Source organism: Bradyrhizobium sp., from assembly GCF_035570375.1.
Lineage (GTDB): Bacteria > Pseudomonadota > Alphaproteobacteria > Rhizobiales > Xanthobacteraceae > Bradyrhizobium.
Genome location: NZ_DATMLW010000257.1, coordinates 1 through 24,207, shown reverse-complemented (window position 1 = coordinate 24,207; position 24,207 = coordinate 1). Strand labels below are relative to the sequence as shown.

At 60.4% G+C, this 24,207-nt stretch carries 29 protein-coding genes and 1 pseudogene; 17 read left to right on the top strand and 13 right to left on the bottom strand.

Annotated elements, in window-relative coordinates:
* Positions 1-107 precede the first annotated feature (107 nt).
* Together VNX23_RS28360 and VNX23_RS28355 are read left to right on the top strand one after the other, a co-directional pair.
* Positions 108-296, top strand: a complete 189-nt coding sequence (locus VNX23_RS28360) for a hypothetical protein (RefSeq protein ID WP_325634883.1) — start codon at positions 108-110, stop codon at positions 294-296.
* A 228-nt stretch (positions 297-524) separates the two neighbouring features.
* The gene (locus VNX23_RS28355; protein WP_325634882.1) at positions 525-647 is read left to right on the top strand and encodes a hypothetical protein; all 123 of its coding nucleotides are present in this window, start codon (positions 525-527) and stop codon (positions 645-647) included.
* Positions 648-679: 32 nt separating this feature from the next.
* Here VNX23_RS28355 and VNX23_RS28350 read toward each other — a convergent pair whose 3' ends face one another.
* From VNX23_RS28350 to VNX23_RS28305, 10 genes are all read right to left on the bottom strand, one after another.
* Complete coding sequence (locus VNX23_RS28350; RefSeq protein WP_325634881.1) at positions 680-1,681, bottom strand: formate dehydrogenase subunit gamma; 1,002 nt, start codon at positions 1,679-1,681, stop codon at positions 680-682.
* 41 nt (positions 1,682-1,722) lie between these two features.
* Positions 1,723-2,319: a formate dehydrogenase FDH3 subunit beta gene (gene fdh3B, locus VNX23_RS28345; RefSeq protein WP_325634880.1), complete on the bottom strand. Its 597-nt coding sequence runs from the start codon at positions 2,317-2,319 to the stop codon at positions 1,723-1,725.
* Positions 2,320-2,331: 12 nt separating this feature from the next.
* On the bottom strand, positions 2,332-5,280 hold the full coding sequence (locus tag VNX23_RS28340; protein ID WP_325634879.1) for a formate dehydrogenase subunit alpha: 2,949 nt from the start codon (positions 5,278-5,280) through the stop codon (positions 2,332-2,334).
* Between the two features lie 11 nt (positions 5,281-5,291).
* Positions 5,292-5,501: a twin-arginine translocation signal domain-containing protein gene (locus VNX23_RS28335; protein ID WP_325634878.1), complete on the bottom strand. Its 210-nt coding sequence runs from the start codon at positions 5,499-5,501 to the stop codon at positions 5,292-5,294.
* A gap of 25 nt (positions 5,502-5,526) precedes the next feature.
* The gene (locus VNX23_RS28330) at positions 5,527-6,306 is read right to left on the bottom strand and encodes a Cro/CI family transcriptional regulator (RefSeq protein ID WP_325634906.1); all 780 of its coding nucleotides are present in this window, start codon (positions 6,304-6,306) and stop codon (positions 5,527-5,529) included.
* A gap of 119 nt (positions 6,307-6,425) precedes the next feature.
* The gene (locus VNX23_RS28325; protein WP_325634877.1) at positions 6,426-7,067 is read right to left on the bottom strand and encodes a DUF3306 domain-containing protein; all 642 of its coding nucleotides are present in this window, start codon (positions 7,065-7,067) and stop codon (positions 6,426-6,428) included.
* Positions 7,064-7,579, bottom strand: a complete 516-nt coding sequence (locus tag VNX23_RS28320) for a DUF3305 domain-containing protein (protein WP_325634876.1) — start codon at positions 7,577-7,579, stop codon at positions 7,064-7,066. The genes VNX23_RS28325 and VNX23_RS28320 overlap by 4 nt, the downstream gene beginning before the upstream one ends.
* Positions 7,576-8,583, bottom strand: coding sequence for a DUF6352 family protein (locus VNX23_RS28315; protein WP_325634875.1), 1,008 nt, complete (start codon positions 8,581-8,583; stop codon positions 7,576-7,578). The genes VNX23_RS28320 and VNX23_RS28315 overlap by 4 nt, the downstream gene beginning before the upstream one ends.
* Positions 8,580-9,119 carry a DUF6505 family protein gene (locus VNX23_RS28310; RefSeq protein WP_325634874.1) on the bottom strand — a complete coding sequence of 180 codons (540 nt, stop codon included), beginning with the start codon at positions 9,117-9,119 and terminating at the stop codon, positions 8,580-8,582. The genes VNX23_RS28315 and VNX23_RS28310 overlap by 4 nt, the downstream gene beginning before the upstream one ends.
* Positions 9,116-9,802: a biotin/lipoate--protein ligase family protein gene (locus VNX23_RS28305; RefSeq protein WP_325634905.1), complete on the bottom strand. Its 687-nt coding sequence runs from the start codon at positions 9,800-9,802 to the stop codon at positions 9,116-9,118. The genes VNX23_RS28310 and VNX23_RS28305 overlap by 4 nt, the downstream gene beginning before the upstream one ends.
* A 228-nt stretch (positions 9,803-10,030) precedes the next feature.
* On the opposite strand from VNX23_RS28305, the gene VNX23_RS28300 reads away from it, so the two are divergent.
* The gene (locus VNX23_RS28300; RefSeq protein ID WP_325634873.1) at positions 10,031-12,001 is read left to right on the top strand and encodes a 4Fe-4S binding protein; all 1,971 of its coding nucleotides are present in this window, start codon (positions 10,031-10,033) and stop codon (positions 11,999-12,001) included.
* Here VNX23_RS28300 and VNX23_RS28295 read toward each other — a convergent pair whose 3' ends face one another.
* Positions 12,002-13,303: a c-type cytochrome gene (locus tag VNX23_RS28295; RefSeq protein ID WP_414643099.1), complete on the bottom strand. Its 1,302-nt coding sequence runs from the start codon at positions 13,301-13,303 to the stop codon at positions 12,002-12,004. It abuts the gene before it with no gap.
* Between the two features lie 215 nt (positions 13,304-13,518).
* Here VNX23_RS28295 and VNX23_RS28290 point away from each other — a divergent pair, with 215 nt between their 5' ends.
* Positions 13,519-13,758, top strand: coding sequence for a hypothetical protein (locus VNX23_RS28290; protein ID WP_325634872.1), 240 nt, complete (start codon positions 13,519-13,521; stop codon positions 13,756-13,758).
* 284 nt (positions 13,759-14,042) lie between these two features.
* Positions 14,043-14,438, top strand: coding sequence for a response regulator (locus tag VNX23_RS28285; protein WP_325634871.1), 396 nt, complete (start codon positions 14,043-14,045; stop codon positions 14,436-14,438).
* A gap of 968 nt (positions 14,439-15,406) precedes the next feature.
* On the opposite strand, the gene VNX23_RS28280 is transcribed toward VNX23_RS28285, so the two are convergent.
* On the bottom strand, positions 15,407-15,553 hold the full coding sequence (locus VNX23_RS28280; RefSeq protein ID WP_325634870.1) for a hypothetical protein: 147 nt from the start codon (positions 15,551-15,553) through the stop codon (positions 15,407-15,409).
* A gap of 32 nt (positions 15,554-15,585) precedes the next feature.
* On the opposite strand from VNX23_RS28280, the gene VNX23_RS28275 reads away from it, so the two are divergent.
* Positions 15,586-16,572 carry an ABC transporter substrate-binding protein gene (locus tag VNX23_RS28275; RefSeq protein WP_325634869.1) on the top strand — a complete coding sequence of 329 codons (987 nt, stop codon included), beginning with the start codon at positions 15,586-15,588 and terminating at the stop codon, positions 16,570-16,572.
* A 176-nt stretch (positions 16,573-16,748) separates the two neighbouring features.
* Here the strand turns inward: VNX23_RS28275 and VNX23_RS28270 are convergent, their stop codons facing one another.
* Complete coding sequence (locus VNX23_RS28270; RefSeq protein ID WP_325634868.1) at positions 16,749-17,039, bottom strand: hypothetical protein; 291 nt, start codon at positions 17,037-17,039, stop codon at positions 16,749-16,751.
* Positions 17,040-17,494: 455 nt separating this feature from the next.
* On the opposite strand from VNX23_RS28270, the pseudogene VNX23_RS31180 reads away from it, so the two are divergent.
* The 11 genes and pseudogenes from VNX23_RS31180 to VNX23_RS28220 all read left to right on the top strand — a co-directional run.
* Positions 17,495-17,770, top strand: a pseudogene (locus VNX23_RS31180) (Arm DNA-binding domain-containing protein); the annotation flags it as partial.
* A gap of 90 nt (positions 17,771-17,860) precedes the next feature.
* Positions 17,861-18,811: a site-specific integrase gene (locus tag VNX23_RS28265; protein WP_325634867.1), complete on the top strand. Its 951-nt coding sequence runs from the start codon at positions 17,861-17,863 to the stop codon at positions 18,809-18,811.
* Positions 18,808-19,338 (top strand): hypothetical protein, encoded by a 531-nt coding sequence (locus VNX23_RS28260; RefSeq protein WP_325634866.1) that lies wholly within the window; start codon positions 18,808-18,810, stop codon positions 19,336-19,338. Before VNX23_RS28265 ends, VNX23_RS28260 begins: the two co-directional genes overlap by 4 nt.
* A 66-nt stretch (positions 19,339-19,404) precedes the next feature.
* Positions 19,405-19,608 (top strand): DNA-binding protein, encoded by a 204-nt coding sequence (locus VNX23_RS28255; protein ID WP_325634865.1) that lies wholly within the window; start codon positions 19,405-19,407, stop codon positions 19,606-19,608.
* A 297-nt stretch (positions 19,609-19,905) separates the two neighbouring features.
* Positions 19,906-20,508, top strand: coding sequence for a hypothetical protein (locus tag VNX23_RS28250; protein WP_325634864.1), 603 nt, complete (start codon positions 19,906-19,908; stop codon positions 20,506-20,508).
* 37 nt (positions 20,509-20,545) lie between these two features.
* On the top strand, positions 20,546-22,231 hold the full coding sequence (locus VNX23_RS28245; protein WP_325634863.1) for a DNA polymerase: 1,686 nt from the start codon (positions 20,546-20,548) through the stop codon (positions 22,229-22,231).
* Complete coding sequence (locus tag VNX23_RS28240) at positions 22,224-22,586, top strand: hypothetical protein (protein WP_325634862.1); 363 nt, start codon at positions 22,224-22,226, stop codon at positions 22,584-22,586. Before VNX23_RS28245 ends, VNX23_RS28240 begins: the two co-directional genes overlap by 8 nt.
* Positions 22,587-22,983: 397 nt before the next feature.
* Entirely contained in the window at positions 22,984-23,313 is a 330-nt protein-coding gene (locus VNX23_RS28235) for a hypothetical protein (RefSeq protein ID WP_325634861.1), read from the top strand.
* A 48-nt stretch (positions 23,314-23,361) separates the two neighbouring features.
* A complete protein-coding gene (locus VNX23_RS28230; RefSeq protein ID WP_325634860.1) occupies positions 23,362-23,544 on the top strand; it encodes a hypothetical protein in 183 nt (60 codons plus the stop codon).
* Positions 23,545-23,693: 149 nt separating this feature from the next.
* Entirely contained in the window at positions 23,694-24,044 is a 351-nt protein-coding gene (locus VNX23_RS28225; protein ID WP_325634859.1) for a hypothetical protein, read from the top strand.
* The coding region (locus VNX23_RS28220; protein ID WP_325634858.1) for a hypothetical protein at positions 24,025-24,207 on the top strand (183 nt) is incomplete at its 3' end. The genes VNX23_RS28225 and VNX23_RS28220, both read left to right, overlap by 20 nt.

Below are 24,207 nucleotides of genomic sequence, written 5' to 3'. Positions count from 1 at the left end.
TGATCGTTTCATAGATTGATCTGGATCAATGCGACCAGATCGTCGCGCGCCTTGGCTGCAAGGGAGCGGATGATGCCCTTCGCCTCGCAAACCATGGAGCAGTCACCATGAGCGAAAAAAAGAAAGCTGAGAAAACCCAAGCCCAGATCCTGTGTGATTTCTTCGAAGGCATGAAGGGTCGCCAGCCAAAGTCGGATCGCGAACTAAACGAATGGCTCGCCACCGACGAGGGCAAGCAGGCGACGATGTTCGAGCCCACACTGATTTCACGGTGGGGCGAAACCGGACATGCTTAGAACGAGCTGATTGACAGCAAATAGGACGATTGGTTCCGGCATGGCGTCCGCAGGATGCCCGCCGTCGGTCTTGGCTGTGCCTTCCGGGATAACCCTCCTCCGCCCCGGCCGCCGCCACGGCGAGCGAACAATTGCCCAACGACTCGAATTTTGGCGCGCGGCCGATTCAGTTGTCCTCAGCACGCCCGCTCGTATAAACTAACCGTCGATCTCCTGCGGAGCCCCACCATGAAAGCCTTCTTGCTCGCCTGCGCGGCCGCAATCGTGATTGCGGCGGCCGGCTTTATCGTCCTTGACCGGGTCCAGGAACCCGTACAGGAAGCGTTCGCGACGACAGGTGTGCGGCTCTGAAGCGCTTGCGCGTTACGGGTCGCGCGCGATCCCTACTCCGCCGCAGTGACCGCCGGCCGGGACCGCGCATCGGCTTCGGCGCGGGCATTCTCCTCTTCCAGCCAGCGACTGTGGTGCTCCTTGGCCCAGTTGACATCGACGGTGCCGCTCCCCATCGCTTCGAAGGCCCCTTCCATACCGATCGTACCGATGTAGATGTGGGCCAGCATGACCGCCACGAACAGCACTGCCACGGTTGCGTGGACCATTTGCGCGAGCTGCATCCCCTCGATGCCTGACAGATAGAAGGGGAACATCAACTCGTATCCGGTGGCTGCGACCAGACCGCCGCCGATGACCACGATCCAGTAGATCGCCTTCTGGCCGGCGTTGAAGCGATCGGCCGGCGGATGATCGTGACCTACTATACCGCCGCCGCGCTTCACCCAGTCGACATCCACCTTGTTCGGGATATTGCCGGCGATCCACATCAAAAAGAGCAGCACGACGCCGATCGCGAACGGGAAGCTGAGATAGTTATGTGCATACTTCGCCCACTGCGACCATTCTGAAAATGCCTCGTGGCCGATCAGCGGCAGGAGCAGTGGCCGGCCGAAAGTAATGTTCAATCCGGAAATCGCAAGAACGATGAAGCAGGTCGCGGTCATCCAATGCACGAAGCGCTCGAACGACGTAAAGCGCACGATCGTCAGGCCGGAACGACCGCTCTCCAGCCGCACCATGCCGCGGCTGAGATAGAAGATGATCAGCACTGCGAGCATGCCAAGGATGGCGATGCCGCCGATCCAGCGCAGCGTCACGTCCCGGAAATGCCGCCATTCGCGGCCTGCCGGCTGTTCGAGTACGCCTGAGCGCTGATCAGGAATGCTGACGCGACCATGGATGCGGTTCATCTCCTGCAGAAGCTGTTGCTCCTTGACCGAACTGGCGGTGGGGTTGACCTGTTGGGCAATGGACGGCGAAGCGGCGAAGAAAAGCAGAAGGAGCGCGCCCGCGCCAACGGCGAGCCGTATAAACCGTGTAAAACACGCCATAAGTTCCTCCCGATTTTGAGCGACTGCAGACGATGTTGTCGTCAGGACTCGATCGTCTCGCGATAGGCGGTCTTCCAGCCCCAGGCGCCGGAGCCGTAGCCGCGCCTCATCACGCGCTCCTTGTAAATCTGGGCGATGACTTCGCCGTCGCCTGCAAGCAGCGACTTGGTCGAACACATCTCGGCGCACAGCGGCAATTTGCCCTCGGCGAGGCGGTTCGCGCCGTATTTCTCGTATTCTTCCTTGCTGCCGTCGGCCTCGGGCCCTCCAGCGCAGAAGGTACACTTGTCCATCTTGCCGCGCGAGCCGAAGTTGCCGACCTGCGGATATTGCGGCGCGCCGAACGGACAGGCGTAGAAGCAATACCCGCAGCCGATGCAGAGATCCTTGGAGTGAAGCACGACGCCGTCGGCGGTTGTGTAAATGCAGTTGACCGGGCAAACCGCCGCGCAGGGCGCATCGGTGCAGTGCATGCAGGCCATCGAGACCGACCGTTCGCCGGGCTTGCCGTCGTTGATGGTGACCACGCGACGCCGGTTGATGCCCCAAGGCACCTCGTGCTCGTTCTTGCAGGCGGTGACGCAGGCATTGCACTCGATGCAACGGTCGGCGTCGCAGAGGAATTTCATACGTGCCATCGTCGTTGCTCCTTATGCCGCCGCGATCTGGCAGAGGGTGACCTTGGGTTCTTGCATGCCGGTCGCCGGATCGTATCCGTAGGTGGTGATCGTATTGGCGCTTTCGCCGAGCACGATCGGATCAGTGCCCTTCGGGTAATTGCCGCGAAGGTCCTTGCCGGCAAACCAGCCGCCGAAGTGGAAGGGCATCCACGCGACGCCCTTGCCGACGCGCTCGGTAACGAGCGCCTTCATCTTGGCGCGCGAGTTGTTTTCGGCGCCGGTGACCCAGACCCAGCCGCCGTCCTTGATGCCGCGGTCGGCAGCATCAGCGGGGCTGATCTCGATGAACATGTCCTGCTGGAGTTCGGCGAGCCAGGGATTGGTGCGTGTCTCCTCGCCGCCGCCCTCGTACTCAACGAGCCGACCGGAGGACAGGATGAGCGGGAATCGCTTGGCGATCCCCTTCTCGACCGCCGCCTTCTGCACCGAGAAGCCGACATTGGGCACTCGGAACTGTTTTGCATCCGGCAGTGTCGGATATTTCGCAACCAGATCGACGCGTGGCGTGTAGATCGGCTCGCGATGGACCGGTATGGGATCGGGCAGTCCGAACGCATTCATGCGCGCCTTGCCGTTGCCGTAAGGCACGCAGCCGTGCATCAGCGCCACACGCTGGATGCCGCCTGACAGATCGAGCGACCATGACACCGCATCCGGATTGGCGGAGTTGACCTTCGTGATCGTGGCCATCTCCGCCTCGGTGAGATCCTTGTCCCAGCCGAGCTTCTTCAGGCTCGCCAGCGTGAATTCCGGATAGCCGTCCTTGATCTCCGAATCCTTGGAATAGGACCCGTCCGCCAGAAGGCTCACCTTTCGCGTCGTGCCGTCGGCAAGCTTCTCCTCGCGTTCAACGCCAAAGCGCGGCCGGAACGTGCCGCCGCCATCCATCACACTCAGATTGGTGTTGTAGAGCAGCGGCGTGCCAGGATGCCTGACTTCCGGCGAGCCCCAGCACGGCCAAGGCAGGCCGTAATAATCACCACCGACTTCCGGATCGTCCTTCGGCGCCCGCATCGTCAGAAAGTCGAACTTGGCCTGGTTCTTCATATGCGCCTTGAGGCGCTCGGGCGACTGGCCACAGTAACCGGTCGACCAGCTGCCGCGATTCATCTCGCGCAGGATATCCTCGGCCTCGGGCAGATTGTTCTCGACCTTGATATTCTTGAACATCTTGTCGGCAAAGCCGCACTTCTTCGCCACCAGATACATGACCTCGAGGTCATCCTTGGATTCGAACACCGGCTTGACGATCTGCTCGCCCCATTGCAGCGAGCGGTTCGAGGCCACGCGCGAGCCCTTGCATTCGAATTGCGTGGCAACCGGAAGAATGTAAACGCCATCCTTGCGTCCCGCTTCCACGGCAAGCGATGCCCAGGTGGTCGGATGCGGGTCGGCGATGACAAGCAGTTCGAGCGCCTTCAGGCCGTTGAGGGATTCGGGCACGCGCGTGATGCTGTTGCTGGCGTGTCCCTGCACGAAAACCGCGCGCACATTGTCTTTCTGCGCGACCTGGTCTTTCGGCAGTGTCACCGCTTCGAACCAGCGGGTAAGCGGGATGCCGGGGGTTTCCATGATCTGCTTGGAGTCAAAGCGCGACTTCAGGAACTCGTAGTCGACTTCCCATACCCGCGACCAATGCTTCCAGGCGCCCTCGGCAAGGCCGTAATAGAACGGCAGCGTGACGATATCGAGCCCGACGTCGGTCGCTCCCTGCACGTTGTCGTGGCCCCGAAAGATGTTGGCGCCCATGCCGGGGCCGCCGACATTGCCGGTCATCAACAGTGCGATGCAGCTCGCCCGCACATTGGCGGTGCCGACGGTTTTCTGGGTCTGGCCCATGGCCCAGATCAGCGTCGACGGTTTCTCCGTGGCAAACATCTTGGCCACGCGCTTTAGCTGTTCGCCGGGAACGCCGCTGACGCGCTCGACCTCTTCCGGATTCCACTTCTCCACTTCTTTCCGGAGATCGTCGAACCCATAGACTCGCTGCCTGATGAACTCCTTGTCCTCCCAACCATTCTGGAGGATGTGCCACATCATGCCGTACAGCACCGGGATATCGGTGCCCGGCCGCATGCGCACATAATCGGTCGCATGGGCAGCGGTTCGGGTGAGGCGCGGGTCGATGACGATGAAGTTGGCCTTTTGAAGCTCCTTGCCCTCGAGCAGGTGCTGCAACGACACCGGGTGGGCCTCGGCAGGATTGCCCCCCATGATGACCTGGGTCTTCGCATTGCGGATGTCGTTAAAACTGTTCGTCATCGCGCCGTAGCCCCAGGTGTTGGCTACACCGGTGACGGTCGTCGAATGGCAGATGCGAGCCTGATGGTCGGTGTTGTTGGTGCCCCAGAACGCACCAAGCTTGCGAAACAGATAGGCACCTTCGTTGGTCATCTTGGCCGAGCCGAGCCAATAGACGGAATCGGGACCCGACGTCTCGCGCACCTGGAGCAGTTTGTCGCCGATCTCGTTGATCGCGGTGTCCCAGGGCACGCGCGTCCATTGCCCGCCCACGAGCTTCATCGGATAGCGCAGCCGCCGATCGCTATGCACCAGCTCGCGCACCGAAGCGCCCTTGGCACAGTGCGATCCACGATTGATCGGGGAATCCCAGGTCGGCTCCTGGCCGATCCACACTCCGTTCAACACCTCGGCGGTCACGGTGCATCCGACCGAGCAATGCGTGCAAATGCTCTTTCGAACGGTCGCTCCGGATGTAAGGGGACCTGCGACTGCCGCTTTCGCCTTGCGGACGCTGCCGACCGGCAGCGTGCCGATTGCGGCGAGCGCGCCGCCGGCAAGACCGGACCGACGCAGGAAGGTGCGGCGGTCGAGACCCTCGCTTTGCCCGGACAGGGCTGCGGCCATTGATCCGCGACGATCGGTTTCAAAGCGCTGTTGTGTTCTCTTGATCAGCACGGCCGCCTCCCTCAACCAGGATAACGATTGACGCGGTAATAGGCCTTCACATGATCGGTCTCCTTGTAGCGCGCCTTGCGTTTCTCATCGTCGGTCTCGCTGTCGGCCTGAGCCGGCGCCACGAGCGGCGTCGCCAGCGTGGCACCGGCGCCGACCGTGCCGATGCCGACCTTGCGAAGGAAGTCGCGGCGGCCGACTGTCGTTTTCTTCTCGTCTCTCATCGCATCTCTCCCGGACCGGCGTCGGTCAGTTGGCGAATGTGAAAGCCTCGGATTCGATTTCCAGAAACACGCGCCCAAGCGTTCCAACCGACCGGTAGAATTTGGCGTTTTCCGCCTTCTCCATGTCGGCGAACAAACGTCCCATCCAGCGCGACACATGCTTCTCGAAGAAGGCGCGCTGTGTTTCCGGCGAGACCGCGAAGCGCGCCGCGGCAAGGCCCGCCATGACCTCGCACAACGTCGCCGCGTGATCCTCAGGCTCAAAATTGTTCTCCAGGCGCTCGATGCCGAGCGCGGCGAGATCGTCGCGCAGGCGCGACAGCGGACGTTCGTTGAGAAATCCGGTCAGGTAATAGGATGCGTAAGGCAGCAGCTCGCCACGGCCGAGACCTGTGAACAGATCAAAATATTCGCGCTCGACATCGGGTAGAGCCGCTATCGATGCGGCCTCTGCGAGGGCCGCGTGGGCGCGCCCGAGCGGCGTCGCATCGCCATTCAGTCGCACGATCCGTTCGAGCAAAGCAGCCGATGGCGCGGACGAGAGAAGGGTTGCAAGCAGCGCGTATTCCTGTGCGCGGCCCGACTCGATCGGATCAACCGCGTCTGCCAACTCGGCAGGTTCGCTGTAGAGATCAGGACGAAGCTCTTTGCGCGAGACACCCGTCGCCGCCTCTACTGCAATCACACGTTGTGCGGGAACCCTGTCCCAGTTCGATACCGAGGGCTGGGCAATGCCGATCTTTCGGGCAAGCTGGGCAACGCCCCCGGCTGCATCAATGGCGCGTTCAAGTCCCGTATCGCGCAGGGCGACCTCCCATCCCAGGGGTCAAGCACTCGATTGCGTTTGCTCAGGAAAAAGTAGGCGCGCGTCGGGAAGCGGTCAATCGCGTGGCATAGCTTGAGGCTATAGCATTTGGTCGCACCTTATCGAGGCAGCGCGCCGCCATGCGTGCGGCGCGGACAGGGAGCCTCTTCGCCTGCATCTACCGGTTGCACCGCAGCAGAAGACGGCAATTCCGCGGCTGCGGGCTCGTCGGAGGTTTTAGCATCACCGATCGGCGGCTTTGACGCTTGCCCGAAATCCGGTTCCATCGAGGCCGATGGCATGGGATCTTGGGCCGTTTCTGCCGGCGAAACGGGAAGTCCCTCGGCGGCCTGCACCAGGCCCCCAACGATGCGGCGGACGAGTGCGTCAACCTGGTTTGCCGAACAATCGAGCGGACCAAAGCCGGGCATGGCATTCGGATCGTTGAAGTCCCAGGCGTTCTCGGCGAGCCCAACGAAATCCCGGATGGCGGGATCGGCGCTCCAGGCGCGACGAAGCGCCGCACGGCTCAACTCCTGCGGAACGCCTTTGCGCAGGAAGGCGGCGATGTCAGTAGCAGCGTCAATCGATTCAATCGGGGGCAGCTCGGAAAGATCCGTTTCCTGGGGAACCGGCTCCGCGGCGGCCTCGGACGGCGCCGGCGCTTGCGCCTCAGCACCTTCCGGCGCCGGTTCAGCGTATCCGGCCCTCACCTCTTGCTTGCGGCGCGACCAGCGCGCCAGGAATTGCTCATCGCTCATTCGTGGCCACCTTCGTGGCGCCGCCGCGCAAGCGCCTCCGGATCGGCGCGGCGCTGCTCGCGCTTGACGAACTCCGGCTCGACGTGGTGCTCGGCGATGAAATTTTCAATCGCCTCATGCAGCACCTCGGGCATCGGCACAGCTTCGACCAGGTTGGCACCGGCTTCCGTGAATGCCTCCCCTTCTGCCGGATCTGCGGTGACGGCCGAAACAGCATAGGGCCAAGCACCTTCGGAAGGAGTCAATACGATCCATACACTGGGAGCGCCGGTGGCGAGATTGTCGCGGTAGCGCGCAGTTTCCGACCGATAAAGATCGACAGTCGCGCTTCCAGCATAAAAGAGCGTCGTTCCCTGCTGTTCGCGCAGGACAGTCCACGGCGTCATTTCCGGCTCGTCCGGCAAGACTCCGATGCCGCGCCAGACAAAATCGATCCACGGGGAATCTGTCCTGCGGCGCTCCACCACGACGCCGACAGAAATGCGCAACAGCGGCAAGGCGCAGAGGCTCACGTTGCAGCCTCCAGGTGCTTGATCGGCAACCCCGTCAGCAGATTCTGCGGCTTCATCCGCACCAGCCGGTCGGAGGTCATTGCAAGGATCAGGTAGACCGGCTCGCCTCCCACGGCATCAACGACCAGGCGGGCATCAGAAAAGGTGAGCCGGAACAATGCCAGGACACGGTTGGCAGCGCCGTCATCCAACGCCTCTCCATGCCAAAGCCGGTCGCCCATGCGGGTGGCCTCAGCATCGAGCCCAACGTACCAGGTGAGCTTCGCATCACGCAGCGCGGTCAGCGGCTCGATTGCGACGTCAACTCCAAGCAAGTGGGAAATCCAGCACCTCATGGCCTCCGCCAGCGCTCCCGGCCCTCGCGTTCCACCCGTGAAATCAAGCGCAAGATCGAATTGATCACTGCGCCGCCAGTAGCTGTCGGCATTTCCCTCACTTAATACGTCGACCCCGGCGGCGTTCGCGGCCCCTAACATGGACATCAGCGACAACACAGGCGTCGGGCTTGCTCCACCGATGACTTCCTCGTCGCCCAGCAGCAACGAAAGATCATGCGGCACGATACGCTGCGGCCGGAAGAACAGTTCAGCCGCACGCAGCACGAACGGATCCTCGCAGCCATCGAGTGCGTTTCGCAGGATCGCGTGCACGAGATGATTCACGAACAGCGGCGGCAAGTTGACGGACCCCGACCGAACCAATGCAAGATACGCCGCTTCCAAGGTAGGCTCACGCAGCAGGAGCTTGCGAAAGGCCAGCACGAATTGCCAATTCTCTCGTGCGTCCGGATCGGCAATCGTGGCAATTTCCTCGGCAGCAACTGCCCGGCTCGGGTCTGCGAGCATCTCCCGGTGCAGCCTGCGCTCGACCGCGCAAGCGCCGTCCGGAGGCATCAGTTCGGGACGCGCGATATAGGCTTTCAGGAACTCATCTGTGACCACGAGCGCGCCGCTCGCATCGCGATCGAGCAGGTGGTGGCCGCAGGCGATCCAGAAATCCCTCATCGGCGCGGCGGCTCCTCACTCATGTTCGCAAGATTGAGATCGCCGTCGGGCTCGGTGTCATCCTCGATTTCCATGAAGGAGAACGCCTTGCCGTGACCCTGCCCCTCTCGCAGTTGCAATCTGCGGAACGACTCGCGAACTTCGCCGTCGCTTGCCGAGCGGTGGACGGCGATCAGCGTGCTTACCGGATGGGTGCAGAGCGATTGCGCAAATCTCACCTCTTCTTCCGCCGCCAGGCGCGCGGTCGCTGGATCCGGCGCCCCGAACCGTTCGACCAGTTGCCTTGCAAGCAGTTCCACCAATCTGTGGCAATCATCCTCAGAGGCGTGAACGATTTGCGCCAGCGTCGACCAGCCCCAGGACTGCACGCCGAGAAAACCGCTGCGGAACGCCGAGCGGTCCTTGCCGCTCAGTTTCGCCGGATCGCGATTACAGAAGCGGAATGCGCCGGACACGGCCCAATCGCCAGGCTCCGCCGCCACGTCGAAAACGAAAGTGTCGGAGAGATCGAGCGCGATGGTACGCAAGAGCTTCACAAGCGTGGTCCTCCGAATTCTGGATCGAGCCACGAAGGCGCACGCAACGCCTTTTCCAAATCGCGACGTTCACTCTTGCTCGTCCCGGTCCTGCGGACAAGAAGGTCGCCATTGTCGGCGATCACATGAGAGGTCTGCCGCTGGCGCGCCAGCCGGAGCAGGAACTCGTTTGCGACGGCAGCGAAACCGTCGACCTGCCAAACGTCGGCGACGAGCATCAGATGCCGCGCAAAGCTCTCCGTGATCTGAATCGCACCGGCCTCGCCAAAGCCCTCCTGGTCGAGTGCGGAAGCGAGCGGATGCACGCCCGCATCGCGGTCGGTAATTGCGACCGTCCGGATCATGGCGCCGAACACCAGCCAGCGCGGCGGTTCATCCCCTTTCGCGGACGAGGGCCAACCAAGCCGCCCGCCACCAACAAGCCCGCCGTCGATACGAATTGCATCGGGCCAGTCGATCGCGATCGCCTTGTTCGGCGGCGCATATGCGCGCAGGGCATCGGTCAACGCCACCATTGCGGCATAGAAGGCGCGCCGCGCAGTGCGTAAGGGCTCGCTCGGTTCAAGCACGACGGCAAACTCGGCCAGATCGAACCGTCCCACATAGGTCAGCGTACCTGCCCCGCCCTCTTCTGCGATGTCGATGGCGTGGGCGAAGGCGTCACGGCTCTCGCGCAGCCTCATCAGCCTGAATGGCGGAGGCAAGTTGATCGGCTCCAGGACCGATGAGCGCGTACCGGCTGTCGGTGTCAAGCGGACCTCCAGCTTCCTTTTCTTCTCTTGTGAGAATAACTTAATCGGGCGTCACGGTCGATGCGAGTTCGATCACCGTAGTTCCCGGAGGGAGGCAGACAGTAGCTGCGCATGCCAGATCCGCCGAAAACGATCCTGATCTGCTCGTGTGAGGACACGATGCGCCTCGATACGGCCGCGATCAGGCGAGGATGTCCCAACTGCGAAATCGCCGACTTCCACCAACTCTGCCGGCACCAGCTTGATCATTTTCGCAATGCGGCAAAAGCAGAAGGGCCGCTCGTCGTCGGCTGCACCCAGGAGGCCACGCTGTTCGGTAATGAGGCGGAAGGAGGCTCCGGGAAGATGGACTTCGTCAATCTTCGGGAGACGGCCGGCTGGTCGGTAGAGGGAGCCAAGGCTGGCCCAAAAATGGCAGCGCTGATCGCTGTTGCATCCGAGCCTGCGCCTGCTTATCCGTTCGTTGCTCTGAAGAGCGATGGCGTGATCCTGATCTACGGCCGCGACGAAGTGGCGGTCGAAGCCGGCCAACTGCTTTTCGATCATCTCGACGTAACGGTCATGATCACGAAGCCGGCGCTGATTGCGCCGCCGGCCACGACATCGTTTCCCGTCGTCAAGGGAACGATCCGCAACGCCAAGGGTCATTTGGGGGCATTCGAGCTTGTGATCGACGATTACGCCTTGCCGCAGCCCTCCTCGCGCACCGCGCTCGTCTTTGAAACTCCGCGCAACGGCCTGACTTCGCGCTGCGACCTCGTCCTTGATCTTTCCGGCGGTACGCCGCTTTTCCCCGCCCATGACTTGCGCGACGGCTATCTCCGCGCGGACCCGCGAGATCCGTCCGCAATGCTGCGTGCGGTGCTCAAGGCGCGCGATTTTGTCGGCAGCTTCGACAAGCCGAAATATGTGAATTTCAGCGCAGAAATCTGCGTCCATTCGCGCTCGAAGCTGACCGGTTGTCACCGCTGTCTCGACCTTTGCCCGACCCGGGCGATCACACCGGATGGCGATCACGTCAAAATCGACGCCGGGGTCTGCGCGGGATGCGGCCAGTGCGCCGCGGCCTGTCCAACGGGCGCGGCAAGCTATGCCCTGCCGCCCGCCGACGCCTTGCTGCACAAACTGCGTGCGATGCTCTTGACCTACCGTGAAGCCGGTGGCGCCAATCCTGTTGTGCTGTTCCACGACAGCCAACACGGAGGCCCTCTGATCGATGCGCTCGCCCGCCATGGCGATGGGCTTCCGGCCGATGTGCTGCCGTTCGCCGTCAACGAGGTGACGCAGGTCGGACTCGAAGCGGTCGCGGCTTCCTTTGCCTACGGCGCGGCTGGGATCCGCTTTCTTCTACGGGCAAAGCCGCGCCACGACGTCGCCGGCCTTTCCCAGACCGTCGCGATGGCCGATGCCGTTGTCGGCGGGCTCGGATTTTCGGGGCCGCGCGTCGCGACGATTGAAACGGACGATCCGGACGCGCTGGGAGAAGTGCTGCGGGAAATCGAACCCGCGCCGGCCGTGGAGCGGGCCGCAACCTTCAAAACGGTAGGCAAGCGGAGCGACCTGCTTCGCTTCGCCCTTCACGAACTGCACCGCGTCGCACCTGCGCCGACCGACATTATCGCTCTGCCCGAAGCCGCACCGCTTGGTGCGATCAGCGTCAATGTGGACGGCTGCACCTTGTGCCTGTCCTGCGTCTCGGTCTGTCCCACCGGCGCTCTCCGCGACGATCCTGAACGTCCCGTGCTCAAATTCGTCGAAGATGCCTGCGTGCAGTGCGGATTGTGCCGGAGCGCCTGCCCGGAAAAGGTGATCACGCTGAAGCCGCAGATCGATTTCCGTGCCGCCAGGGCAGCGCCCCTGATCATCAAGGAAGAAGAGCCAGCGCTTTGCATCCGCTGCAACAAGCCCTTTGGGGTAAAGAGCACGATCGAGAAGATCGCGGCGAAGCTCGAGGGCCGGCACTGGATGTACCCCGCAGGCGACGCGCGGCTCAATGCTGTCAGAATGTGCGCGGACTGCCGCGTTATCGTCATGAGCGAGCAGCAATTCGACCCGTTCGCCGGCGTGCCCGAACGCGCCTCACCTCGCACAACGGATGATTACTTGCGTGAGCGAGAGAACAAGCGTTAGCTATTTGGCAGTGGCGCGCGTCAGAAAATCCGTGAGCGCCTTGCGATCCTCCGCTGATCCAATTTTCTGCTCCGGCATTTTTGTCCCTGGCGTATAGGCGTTTGGACCGAGCTCGAACAGCCTTGACACTGTCTCGGGCGTCCACACGATGTCCATATGTTTCAGCGCATCGGAGAAGAGATAGCCCGGCAGCGTCGCGATCCTTCGGCCATACAGACCTGCGAGCGTCGGGCCGGCACGTTGTGGCTCCTTGTCGGACAAGGTGTGACAGGCAACGCATGCCCGAAACACCTCGGCGCCGCGATCTCCCGCATACGCGGCAAGCGGATCACGTGGCGTTGCTTGCGATGATGAGCCGATGGGCTCACCGGTCAGCGCGTTGAGGCGCCTGACCCTGCCGTCGGCGCCGCCGGTCAGCATGGTCGCGTTGTCGGGAAGGAATGCGACCGACCATACGGGTGCACCGGGAACGACCGCCGTCCGCACGGTGCGGCGCGTCTTTCGGTCGATGATCGCGATCGAGCCACTGATCGAAGCTGCTGCGATCAACGCACTGTCCGGTGAAATTGCGAGCGCAACAATCGGCGTCGCATCGGCTTTTACCTCGCCGGTCTCCCTGCCGGCAGAGGCCAGAAAACGAACCTTCCCGTCCGCTCCCCCCGTGACCATCTCGCCGTCAGAGGCGATGACCACGGCGTTAAGCGGGGACGGGAGCGCAATGGCTGCTGCCGACGAGCCACCGGCGGAGGACCAGATCCTTAACTGAAGATCATAGCCGACGCTGACAAGCGACTTTCCATCCGCCGTGAATGCGACCCCGTTGACGTTCTGCGTGTGCCCCTCCAGCACCTGCTGCGTACCGTCACCGAGCGACCAAATCCGGACCGTGTGATCCCAGGACGCGGAAGCGAGCTTCGTGCCATCGGGCGAAACCGCAAGTGAAACGATCGGTGCGCGATGTCCCTCGAAAACCTGATCCGGATTCTGCCGGCCGGCCGTCCAGATGGCAATCCGTGCATCCGCTCCGGCGGTCGCCATTCGGCCATCCTTCAGGAAGGCAACCGCGTTCACCGCGCTGGTGTGAAACCGAAGGACCTGCTCTGCGGATTCGGTCCTGAGCGACCATCGAATGGCGGCGGTGTCGAAGCTGCCCGACAGAACACTGTAGCCATTGCTGGCAACCGCGATCGCCCGTACCGGTCCGCCGTGACCTGTCAGTTGCGCTCGCGCCGGCGCCAAATGCATCGCCAGCAGCGCGGCAACGATGCGGAGACCCATGCTGAGACCTGGGACGCAATTCATCTGCGGTTTACAGTCGTCCGGGTATTTCACGGCCAGTGAAGCGCGATTTGCATCGCGTGCTGCCGTCAAAAATCGAAGCCGTTGTTCGGTTTCTCCATGCTGCACCGCAGGACGGGAAAAGGCCACCCCGCTACTCAACGCCGCGATGGCTATTGTCAGCTTGTACAGGGCATAGCCTGATCCTATGCTTGATTTGGCACGTCGAGGACGGCGTCATGCAAATGCGACCTAAAACGTATCTGCATTTCGGGTCGTTGTGGCGATCGCTTCGCGATGTGATACCGCCACGCCGCGGCGACGCGCCTGCCAAGGCGTCACCGTCGCTTATCTATGCCGCGGTCGTGCTGATGTCTCTCCTGACCATTCTGGAAATCGACGCCCATCAACGCGAATTGGAATTGCTTGGCCTTTTGGGGCACGACTACCCGATTCCGGCCGCTTTCCTGGGTCCGTAAGCCTTGCGGCTCACGGCCCGGGCCGCCGAAGTGAGGCAGCCTATCCAGGAGGGAAGCCATGGAATGGTTAGCAAATACAACGGGTTTTGTGATTGAGCGGTTCCGCTGCTGTGCCTTGGGGAACCTTCTCGCCGATCTTTGATTGTCCCTCTCGGGTCTTTGGCGCGACACCTAGGTTTCACCTGGCCTCGAACCATCCACCCGTGAGTGCCCCCGTCGGGGTCGGCTCCGGCGGGGGTTTTTGGTTTGGCTCATCCGCGCAGTTGTCGGGCGGGAGAACAGCATTGAATGAATTACCAGTGATCTTGCTCGTTGAAGACGACCAAGCGATTCAGGGCATCATCGAAGACACACTTTCCGAGGGCGGTTTCGAGGTCGCCATCGCCGCAAGCGGGGAAGAGGCAGCCACACTGCTAAGCGGCAACAACGGCCAGTACCAGGCACTGGTGACTGATATCAGCCTGCTTGGTCGGTTTGATGGTTGGGAAGTCGCTCGTCGCGCCAGAAAGACCAATCCTGATTTTGCCGTCGTTTACATGAGCGGGAAGTACGCGCAAGACTGGGCGTCAAAGGGCGTCCCGAACAGCATCATGTTGGCGAAGCCTTTTGCGCTCGCCCAACTTGTTACTGCCGTTTCTCAGCTTCTCAATGCTGTTCCGCCAATCGCGCCAGCCGAATAAGACCGCCTCAGTTGCAAAGAAAAAGCCCCGCAGGGGTCTGCGGGGCTAGTATTTGCGGTAACGCGCCAGAGCTTAAGCCGAGCAGGCGAGCGACGTCTATGGCGACGCCGCGACTTTCCCACAGCGGCTTACGCGGCTTGCTTCGATCTCTTGGCAATCTTTGCGATGGTAGCGCGGCTGCATCCGGGGCGGCCTGCATGGCGCTCCAGGACGCGGAATTATGGGAGATCCCAGTACGGCGGCCAATACGGACCCACGGGCAAACCTCGCCCATGGTATCTATATTGGACCCACGACCCGCCGGGGCAAAATCGCCCGACGGGGCCGCCATGTGGCCTGCAGACTTTTCCGTAGTAGCCGCACGGCTCTCGGTAAACAACGCAGCCGGCATCTGCTGATGATGACCAAATCGCAAGGATACTCAAAGTGGCAAGCATGGCCATACTGCGCATCGGAATTTCCTCATCGCGCCATTTTTCCGCTGTCTAATTCTAGCGGCGTCCCCGGCTAGGGCACAAGTGAGGGTCGCTGACCGTCGAGCCGCGCGCAAGGCGGCAAGCTTTTGGGCAACGTCAGTCCGGTCGCGGTCCAGATCAACGGCGGCCTAAATTTGAAAGGTGAGCAATCGCTGCGGCGATCGCGGGCGATCCCATTAGCGGCGGCCCTGCCAAGCCTGGTGTCGGCACGCTGACCTGGCTATGGGAAAGATACCGCGAGGTCGGTTTCGGGACGAAACGGAAATCAAATGGCAGGCAGGACCGGCTGACCCAGCCGCGAATGACCCGACGCGGACGTCATCTGTTCGCCCTCGGGCCAAGGAACGAGGCTATGGAGTTGCGACTTTGGAGAGACGACAGCACTCCTTACTATTTGCCGCGCCCGTTGGTGAGAGATAAGCTGCCAACTCGTCCGAGGGTCGCCCTCGATTAGGCGGGGACGTGCCGAACTCCCCGATCATTTCTTATTAATTAATTGCGCTTGGCATTGTTGTTGCCGTCGGCAGGCATGATCTCTCGGGAGATTGCCGTCTCTTTTGGCACTCCACTCACGTCCAACTTTCCTTTGCGCGTTGCTTTCCAGGCCAGCGGCTCCTTTTGGGCCAGCGTCGGGGGCATCTGTCGGCTAAACTTGATCTGAGAGGTGTGACATGCGCGCGCCAATGCTGATCACAGCCTTCCTAGTCTATGTTTTCGTTATGCCAGTCGCCGTTCAAGCGGGGCAAGCTAGGGCTATGCCTGAAGTGGGAGTTTTGTCGCCAGTGGTGCGCGCCGACAAGGAAGAGGTGATGAATTCCCTCAATGCGGCGCTCATGGAAGGTTTACAGGCGCTCGGTTATGTCGAAGGAAAAAACATTCACGTCGAACTCCGTATGCCGAGGAAGCCTGAAGACCTCGCTGAGATGGCCGCCGATCTAGTCAACCGCAAGGTCGATATTATCGCAACTACGGGACCACAGCCCATCGAAGCAGCGAGGCGTGCGACCGCTACCATCCCCATCGTCATCATCGCCTGCGATCGCGCCGACAGGCTGGTCAACAGTATTGCGCGGCCGGGGGGAAACATAACGGGAATGGCTTGCATCTCGTCAGACCTTGCGCTCAAGCGATTGCAACTTATGCAACAGGTCTTACCAGGGCTGTCGCGCTTGGCGGTGCTCTTTAACGGAGGAGTGCCCGCCAAAGTGGCGGAATTGCAGGATATCACGGCTGCGGCAAAAACGTTGGAAGTCGAAGTGCACTCCGCAGACGTGCGGGATCCGTCGGAATTCACGACGGCGTTTGCCGCCATAAAGACCGGAAACCCCGACGGGCTCCTTATCTTGGCCGACCCTCTGACAGTCATTCACGTCAAGGAGATCGCCAAATTCGCCGCGGAAAAGCGTTTGCCGTCGATGTTCGGATTCAGAGAGTTCTGCGATGCGGGCGGACTGCTGTGCTATGGCGCAAACCTCAAGTATCAATTTCGCCGGTATGGATATTTCATTGACAAGATCCTAAAGGGTACCAAGGCAGGAGACATTCCTATTGAGGAACCCACCACATTTGAACTGATTGTCAATGCCCGGACGGCAGCGTTGCTGGGCTTGTCGATCCCGAATTCCATTTTGATCAGCGCCAACGAGATGATCGAATAGTTAGACTCTGCTGCGGTGCATGAGTCCGGTATTGGCCCACGCGTCATTTCGTTGCAGAGTAGCGCTTCGGTCGCTTTCGGAGAGAAGCGGACATCAACTGGCAGGCAGGACCGGCTGGCCCCTCGCAGATGAAAATCAGCAGACGCGCGTCCTGATGGCTGTTTGGGCGTGATTGCCTAGGGGGGCCCGATGACCCAGCCACCGTAGTTGCCCATTCGAGCGATAGCCCTGTTAAGCCTGAGATACTCAATCTCGACCTTGACTTGCAGCCTGGCAATCGCGAGCTGGTTTTCAGCCTGCATGTGCTCCCAGGCACGCTGGTTTCGTGCTTGCAGATCGCCATCGTCGAGAAGCTCTCCGCTGGGACCGTAGACGTGCTCAATGTCTCCCTTGATTACCCGGACTTGCTGAGCAAAACAGGGCATCGCCACGGCCAAGCAAGCCGCAATCAAAACAGCTCTCAACATGTGCGAGAAACTCCTGCCGTCCTGCGCCCCACTAATGAGATCGGACTTGATTGGTTCCTATATCCCTGCGCGATCGACCTTCAGAAGATTTGAACGAAAACGATGAGCGGAGCCCGCCTGGCCATTCAGGCCGGGCAAAGGACCCCAACAAGAACATCTAGTCCCGCACCTAATGGAGAGGTGCGGGCCTCGGACGAAAAAGGAAAGTGAAATCAAATGCCGAAACTTGCAATGGTGGGGGAGGAAGGACTCGAACCTTCGAAGCCATGAGGCGGCTGATTTACAGTCAGTTTTTGGACGCAGACACTCCCCGACACATCAGGACATCCACATCAGTCGCCCGTCTGTAATCGCTTGTAAATTGGGCGTTTGTCTGGCATTGTCCGCGACACAGGGTAACACTCCAAGACGCCGGCTAATCGTTACCCGGCTGTTACCCTACGGGGAGACTGATTGTGACAAAAGCCCTGACCGACAGGCAACTCAAGGCATATGAAAAGGCCGCAGCACCAGCCAAACGGGAGGAGGTTCCCGACCGCCGGCTTCCTGGCCTCTATCTGATCCGCCAACCCTCCTCCAATGCGATGTCTTGGGCTGTGCGCTACCGGAGCGCCGGCAAGCCGCGCAAGGTGACGATAGGCGCTTATCCCAAGATTGACCTTAAGGCTGCGCGGGAACTTGGCGGCAAGGCCCTGCGAGCCGCAGCCGAAGGCCGTGATCCGGCCCGCGAAAAGCAGGAAGCCAAGGGCGAGGCCAAGCGGCAGGCAGCCGAAGAAAAGCGAGCCGAACGCGACCTGTTCGAGAATGTTGCCGTCGAATTCATGAAGCGACACGCGGTCAAGAACACCCGCGAAAGCAGCTTTTTGGAAACCGCGCGCATTCTCGGCCTAAAACGAACGGATGGCGGATGGGACGAAACCGGCAATGGCGTGATTGCCGATTGGAAGGGCCGCAAGGTTCAGGAAATCACGAAGCGCGACATGATCGTCCTACTCAACGGGATTGCTGATCGTGCGCCCGTCATGGCGAACCGGACGCTGGCCGCGCTGCGCAAGTTCTCCAATTGGTGTGTCGGCCAAGACATCCTCAAGGATTCTCCCTGCAACGGGATCGCGCCGCCGGCCAAGGAGGACAGCCGCAAGCGCGTTCTGACCGACGATGAACTTCGTTTGGTCTGGAATGCTGCCGATAGCGACGGCTATCCGTTCGGACCAATCGTCAAGCTAATGGCCCTGCTCGGCCAGCGCGAGAACGAGATCGCACGAATGCGACGGAACGAACTCGACCTTGACGGCAAGCTATGGACACTCCAGGCGAGCCGCACAAAGAACAATGAGCCGCATACGGTCCCCCTCCCCGACGCTGCTGTTGCGATCCTTAAGGACAAGAACCTGCCGAAGATCGAATCAAAGGAAGACTTCATTTTTGCTGGCCATCAGGGCAAGCCGCCGACGGCATTCTCGCACGCTAAGAGAAGGATGGACGAGGCAATCGCCGCCGCCAACAACAACAAGCCGATCCCGGATTGGGTTTTCCACGATCTTCGACGCACTCTAATCACCGGCATGGCGCGCCTGCGCATCGCCCTCCCCGTCATCGAAAAAGTTATCAATCATAAATCAGGGACGTTTCGCGGCATCGTGGGTGTCTACCAGCACCACGATTTCGCAGGGGAGAAGGCCGCGGCATTGGATGCTTGGTCAAAGCATGTGCTTTCGATAATCAGCGGCGATCATCGGTCCAACGTGATCGATCTTATGGGGGCGCGATGACGGACGAATCCCCTTCCCTCGAATCCGAACTGAAGATTCTCGAGGCCGAACTCCGCGCCACCCTGACCGAAAAAGAAAACGCGGTTAAACAAATCCGTGCGCTGCGAGCAATCGTGTATCATCTCACCAGAATCGGCTTTGCCGCCGAAACGCTTTCACCATTTGTCAGTGTACTCGGCGACATCCAAAAGGAATTTGAAGCGAGCAATTTTAAGCCTCTCATACAGGCCCAACGCCATGCCGCCTGCGCGGCGGCAGTGGACTATCTTCGCGACCATGCCGATGTTCCATTGAAAGAAGCCCTGTCGATGGTGTCTCGTTTAATCGATCTTGATGCGACGCAACTGGATGACCTTCGCAAGAACCTCCGGAAGAATCGGGGAAGGCCGGAGGCCCGCGCCTTCTATGACAGTTGCATGCAGCGAAACCGTGCGCTTTTCGATTCCCTCGCGCCCGCCCTGCGCAAGACAGCCGTCCTAAAATCCATCGCCAAGATTGTGGATCGGCCATCCGCCCATTTAGGGTAAAGCCCCCCGTTCTTTTACCCGGCACCCCCCGCCATCCTGTCTTTACTTTCAACGACAGGAGGCGAAATGTCCGATACTCAATCAAGTGCCCGCAAACTTCCAACTCGACTGGTCTGCGAACGCTACGGCGTTTCGAGCCGCACCATTGATAGATGGGTGCGTGACCCGGAACTCAACTTCCCGAAGCCAACGGTTATCAACGGCCGGAATTATCACGACGAAGACGCGCTGACCGAATGGGATCGCGCTCAACTGCGAGGGGCAGTGTGATGCAGATGAATCCCACAAACCCCGTGCAATTCCGGCTGCCATTCGACGAACCCAGGCGGAAGCCAAAAAACGCAAACGGTGCACGGCGTCCCGGCGCTGAATTTCCTCACGTCAGTGGTGATCAACAGGCGCAAATACCACGACGAATCGGCCTTGACTGCCTGGGATCAAGCCAGAGTGCGGGGGGCAGTGTGATGCAGACGAGTCCCACCGACCCCGTGCAACTGCCGCTGCCGTTCGACGAACCCAGGCGGAACCAATTTTTCCAACCCACCAATCTGAAAGGTCCCCTTTCTCATGACTGAACTAGAGAAAAGCCACGCCGGTAGGGAAGCGCCGTCTTCGGTGCCAGATCCTTTCGACCTGGGCAATCTGCGGTTGAGCCAGTCGTTCACCGAAACGGCCGGCGTCAAAAAACTACTGACTATTGTACCGGTGCGCAAGCCCAACCCTCAAGACTGGGTGCGTGTTCACCCTGGGTCAGAATATCGCGAAAATTTTCCGCTCATTGAGTTGAAGGACGAGCGGGAAGAGTACGTAGTCGCAGCCTCGTTAGTACCTGAACTGGTCGGAGAGTTCGTGAGTAAGACGCTCTACACCACCGTTAACCGGCAGGGTGTCGTCTCACTGTGGCCAGTCCGTCTTCCGGACCCAGACGGTCGTGAAATGGAATGGCACCGATCAGCACGCGAAGCGGCCGAGCTTGCAACGACCCGCTGGGTCCGCTGCAAAGCGAATCGTAGCTTGGGCGCATACGAGATCTTCCAGGCGGAAGCTTGTATTGCCGAGCCGACGTGGCCTGACCTGACCTTCCAGGAGGTTATCCGTATCGCGTTTCGGGATCGGCTGATCACTTCGATGGATCATCCGGTGATTAAGCGCCTACGCGGGCTGCCTTAGCATCATGTCGCTACCGGCCTCGTTTCGTGAGATCGTCGTGCTCGACTTCGAATTCGAGGTCGGCCACGGCGAACGGCCGGTGCCGGTTTGTCTGGTTGCGAAAGAGCTGCGCTCTAATCGCACCCACAGGGTCTTCCAAGGGGAGTTCGGGGCCGCGCCGCCATATGCGGCCGGCCCCGACGTTCTGTTCGTGGCGTACTATGCCAGTGCCGAACTTGGTTGTTATCGCGTACTCGGTTGGCAACTGCCTGAAAGAATACTCGACCTGTTCGTTGAATTTCGAAACCTCATAAACGGACTGTCTACTCCTGCCGGTGCTGGCCTCTTAGGTGCGCTCACATATTTCGGCCTGGACGGCATGGGCGCCACCACCAAAAAGGAACTCCAGGAAGCTATCGGTACTGGCACCTGGCTCGGCCAGTACACCGCCGACGAAATTCTCGACTACTGTGAAAGCGACGTGTTGGCGCTCGAACGGCTGCTGCCGGTGATGCTGCCCAATATCGACCTACCGCGCGCCCTACTGCGTGGCAGGTACATGGCCGCCGCCGCCGCCATTGAACACGCTGGCGTCCCTATTGACACCACTACCCTGCATAAACTGCGCGACAGGTGGGTGTCCATTCAAGACCAACTGATCGCGGGTATTGACGCCCAATACCATGTCTATGAAGGCCGAACGTTCAAGCAGGAAAGGTTCGCGCAATTTCTGCAGTCACGCGGCATTCCGTGGCCACGTCTTGTAAGCGGCGCGCTTGACCTGGGGGACGATACTTTCCGTCAAATGGCAAAAGCCTATCCGGCGATCTCGCCGTTGCGCGAGCTACGCAGCGCGCTATCGGAGCTGCGCCTTAATGATCTCGCTGTCGGCCACGACGGCCGCAACAGAACGATCTTGTCGGCATTCCGTTCCCGGTCAGGCCGGAATCAGCCGAGCAATGCGAAGTCTATATTCGGACCCAGCGTGTGGCTGCGTGGACTGATCAAGCCGCCGCCGGACTGTGCCGTGGCATATATCGATTGGTCACAGCAGGAATTCGGCATTGCTGGCGCACTGTCCGGCGACACGGCCATGCAGGAAGCCTACAGGTCCGGCGATCCGTACCTCACATTCGCCAAGCAGGCCAGAGCGGTCCCGGACAACGCTACCAAGGCTTCGCACCCCGGTCCGCGCGAATTGTTCAAACAGTGCGTGCTTGCAACCCAGTACGGAATGGAAGCGGAATCGCTGGCGGCACGTATCGGCCAGCCGCCGATCGTCGCGCGCGATCTATTGCGCATGCACCGCGAGACGTACAGCCGGTTTTGGGCATGGTCTGACGCAGCACTTGATCACGCCATGTTGCGCGGTTCGCTGTACACGGTGTTCGGTTGGCACGTACATGTTGGCCAAATTTCCAACCCGCGTTCGCTGCGAAACTTCCCTATGCAGGCTAACGGCGCCGAGATGTTGCGGCTGGCATGCTGCCTCGCCGTTGAACGGGGTGTTGAGATCTGCGCGCCGGTTCATGACGCCGTTCTGATCTGCGCGCCCGAGCAGGGTCTGGGTGCAGACGTTGAGACGATGCGCGCCGCCATGGCCGAGGCCAGTAGGATCGTTCTGGGCGGCTTTGAGCTGGGCACTGACGTGGAAATCACGCGGTGGCCGGATCGGTACATGGACAAGCGCGGCAGCGTGATGTGGGAACGGGTTATGGGACTAATCGGAAACGGCAATGACTGACGAATTTGATATCGAGAACCTGCGACTGTCGGACAACATTGCGCTGCTGGAACGGAGAGCAGTCGAACCGCGCAAGTTGGAAAAACGGCGCCAGCATTTCGTCCGGGTGCCTTGGCAGTGGGTTGAAGCCCTTTCCGGTGCCAGCGGGCAAACCTGCTTACTGGCACTGCACCTGCTCTACTTACATTGGAAAGGTAATGGCGGGCCAATCAAGCTGGCAAACGGCATGCTTGAAATGGACGGTATAGGCCGGAAAGGGAAGTCGCACGCATTAAACGAGTTGGAACGTCGTGGGTTGATTACAGTCGAACGTCGTCCCAGGAAATCGCCAATCGTTAAGCTGTTACGGGTGTAGGTATGGGTACCTCATATCTATTAAGACTACAGACTAAACATAGACATAGATAAGACTAGATATCGTATGGAGCATTTGGAAACAGTTTCCGGGAAAGTCTGTTTCCATTTGGAAACAGGACATGCGCCGTTTGGAAACAGATGATGCGCCATTTGGAAACAGACATTTCCAACATTACCAATCCGTAATTATTGCACTACCGAGTTATTTTCCTTGAGCGCAATCCGCTGCGCTGCTGATGCTGGCATCTGATGACCAGTCATATGCCCGCGTCTGTCATTGTCTTTGTGCGTCCGTATTTTAGATCGGAGCGAATGGTGTCATATTAGACGCCGGGTAACGTGCGGGTAGCGGAGCAAGCCGAGGCTTTTGAAAAAACAGTCAAAGGAATCAAACGATGCGGGGCGGCAAGCGCGAGGGCGCTGGGCGTAAGCCAGGCACACCGAACAAGATCACGATGCAGCTCAAGGAAGCCATCCTTGAGGCTGCGCATCAGGCTGGCGGTCCCGACGGGATGGTTGGCTATCTCAGGAAGCAGGCCACCGACAATTCCGCGTCGTTCATGGCGCTACTCGGGAAAATCCTGCCGCACCAGATCGCGGGCGACAGGGACAACCCGATCCAACTAGAACATACGATTGAGTCCGAGCGTGCATTTGCAAGCCTTGTCAGCGCATTGGAAGGCGTTGCCAATTCCCCAGCAGGCGACGATAACGGCGATAGCTAACTGGCTGAGCAACGCCATTTCGATCGCGAATTCAACCGGCTCGGACATTTGTCGAAAAAACCGCTATCTGACAATGAAATAGACGACCGCCTGAAAGCCGCGCGTGCGGTGCTCGGCGAAGAGCACGGTGCCACCGTGCCGGGCGAAACCGCCTTGGCGGCTGCGCGGAAGGCGCTCGAACTGTTATCCCTTGGACTGATCATGGCCGGACTTAAGCGGCCCGATCCATAGCCTCGCCACGACATCAGCGAAACGCCCTTCTCGCGTCCCGCACCCTCGCGCTCTCCGCGCTTTGCCATTGATTTTTATTGATTGTTTTTCAATGGCCCATCAGCTTCCAGCTTCGCCGCTCTTGGCGCGCGACCAGACGTCCGGATGAAATGTTTGCCGTGCGGCTGGCGCGCGCAGGACTGACCGGGCCGGCGCCGATCTTCGAAGGGAAATCCGGTGTGTTTCAGCAGATTACCGGCGCGGCTATTATCGACGTAGCGAGCTTCGGCGGGCGTGATAGGCCATTCCGGATTCATCAGTGCATCCTGAAGCCCTATCCGGCCGTTGTCTACACGCAGACCGCCATCATCGCAGCAATCGAGGTCGCCAAGGAGGTTGGCTCGCTCGATCGAATCGCGACGCTTGACATCGCGACGTCACGCCGTGGTTACGAACGCACGGGCAGCGAGCCTGAGAAATGGGACCCCAAGACTGCCAGGCGTGGATGCGCTTCTCGATAGCTCCGATCTCTGCCGCGATCGTGGCGTGTTGGCGGGCCAGAACATCAAGGCTGAACCGTGCGGCCGCGGGTATCCGGGCATCCTTCTCGTCAGCAATGATCTTGAACAGCTCGGCCGTGCCGTTGCGCCCCTTCGCCGAGATAATGCCAAGCTCGGCCAGGTG

Bases quoted from the DNA above. Each gene is read 5' to 3' on its own strand.
- VNX23_RS28360 (WP_325634883.1), top strand. From the start codon at position 108: ATGAGCGAAAAAAAGAAAGCTGAGAAAACCCAAGCCCAGATCCTGTGT.
- VNX23_RS28355 (WP_325634882.1), top strand. From the start codon at position 525: ATGAAAGCCTTCTTGCTCGCCTGCGCGGCCGCAATCGTGATTGCGGCG.
- VNX23_RS28350 (WP_325634881.1), bottom strand. From the start codon at position 1,681: ATGGCGTGTTTTACACGGTTTATACGGCTCGCCGTTGGCGCGGGCGCG.
- fdh3B (WP_325634880.1), bottom strand. From the start codon at position 2,319: ATGGCACGTATGAAATTCCTCTGCGACGCCGACCGTTGCATCGAGTGC.
- VNX23_RS28335 (WP_325634878.1), bottom strand. From the start codon at position 5,501: ATGAGAGACGAGAAGAAAACGACAGTCGGCCGCCGCGACTTCCTTCGC.
- VNX23_RS28325 (WP_325634877.1), bottom strand. From the start codon at position 7,067: ATGAGCGATGAGCAATTCCTGGCGCGCTGGTCGCGCCGCAAGCAAGAG.
- VNX23_RS28315 (WP_325634875.1), bottom strand. From the start codon at position 8,583: ATGAGGGATTTCTGGATCGCCTGCGGCCACCACCTGCTCGATCGCGAT.
- VNX23_RS28305 (WP_325634905.1), bottom strand. From the start codon at position 9,802: ATGAGGCTGCGCGAGAGCCGTGACGCCTTCGCCCACGCCATCGACATC.
- VNX23_RS28300 (WP_325634873.1), top strand. From the start codon at position 10,031: ATGCGCCTCGATACGGCCGCGATCAGGCGAGGATGTCCCAACTGCGAA.
- VNX23_RS28295 (WP_414643099.1), bottom strand. From the start codon at position 13,303: ATGAATTGCGTCCCAGGTCTCAGCATGGGTCTCCGCATCGTTGCCGCG.
- VNX23_RS28290 (WP_325634872.1), top strand. From the start codon at position 13,519: ATGCAAATGCGACCTAAAACGTATCTGCATTTCGGGTCGTTGTGGCGA.
- VNX23_RS28280 (WP_325634870.1), bottom strand. From the start codon at position 15,553: ATGCCCCCGACGCTGGCCCAAAAGGAGCCGCTGGCCTGGAAAGCAACG.
- VNX23_RS28275 (WP_325634869.1), top strand. From the start codon at position 15,586: ATGCGCGCGCCAATGCTGATCACAGCCTTCCTAGTCTATGTTTTCGTT.
- VNX23_RS28270 (WP_325634868.1), bottom strand. From the start codon at position 17,039: ATGTTGAGAGCTGTTTTGATTGCGGCTTGCTTGGCCGTGGCGATGCCC.
- VNX23_RS28265 (WP_325634867.1), top strand. From the start codon at position 17,861: ATGAAGCGACACGCGGTCAAGAACACCCGCGAAAGCAGCTTTTTGGAA.
- VNX23_RS28260 (WP_325634866.1), top strand. From the start codon at position 18,808: ATGACGGACGAATCCCCTTCCCTCGAATCCGAACTGAAGATTCTCGAG.
- VNX23_RS28255 (WP_325634865.1), top strand. From the start codon at position 19,405: ATGTCCGATACTCAATCAAGTGCCCGCAAACTTCCAACTCGACTGGTC.
- VNX23_RS28250 (WP_325634864.1), top strand. From the start codon at position 19,906: ATGACTGAACTAGAGAAAAGCCACGCCGGTAGGGAAGCGCCGTCTTCG.
- VNX23_RS28240 (WP_325634862.1), top strand. From the start codon at position 22,224: ATGACTGACGAATTTGATATCGAGAACCTGCGACTGTCGGACAACATT.
- VNX23_RS28235 (WP_325634861.1), top strand. From the start codon at position 22,984: ATGCGGGGCGGCAAGCGCGAGGGCGCTGGGCGTAAGCCAGGCACACCG.
- VNX23_RS28225 (WP_325634859.1), top strand. From the start codon at position 23,694: ATGTTTGCCGTGCGGCTGGCGCGCGCAGGACTGACCGGGCCGGCGCCG.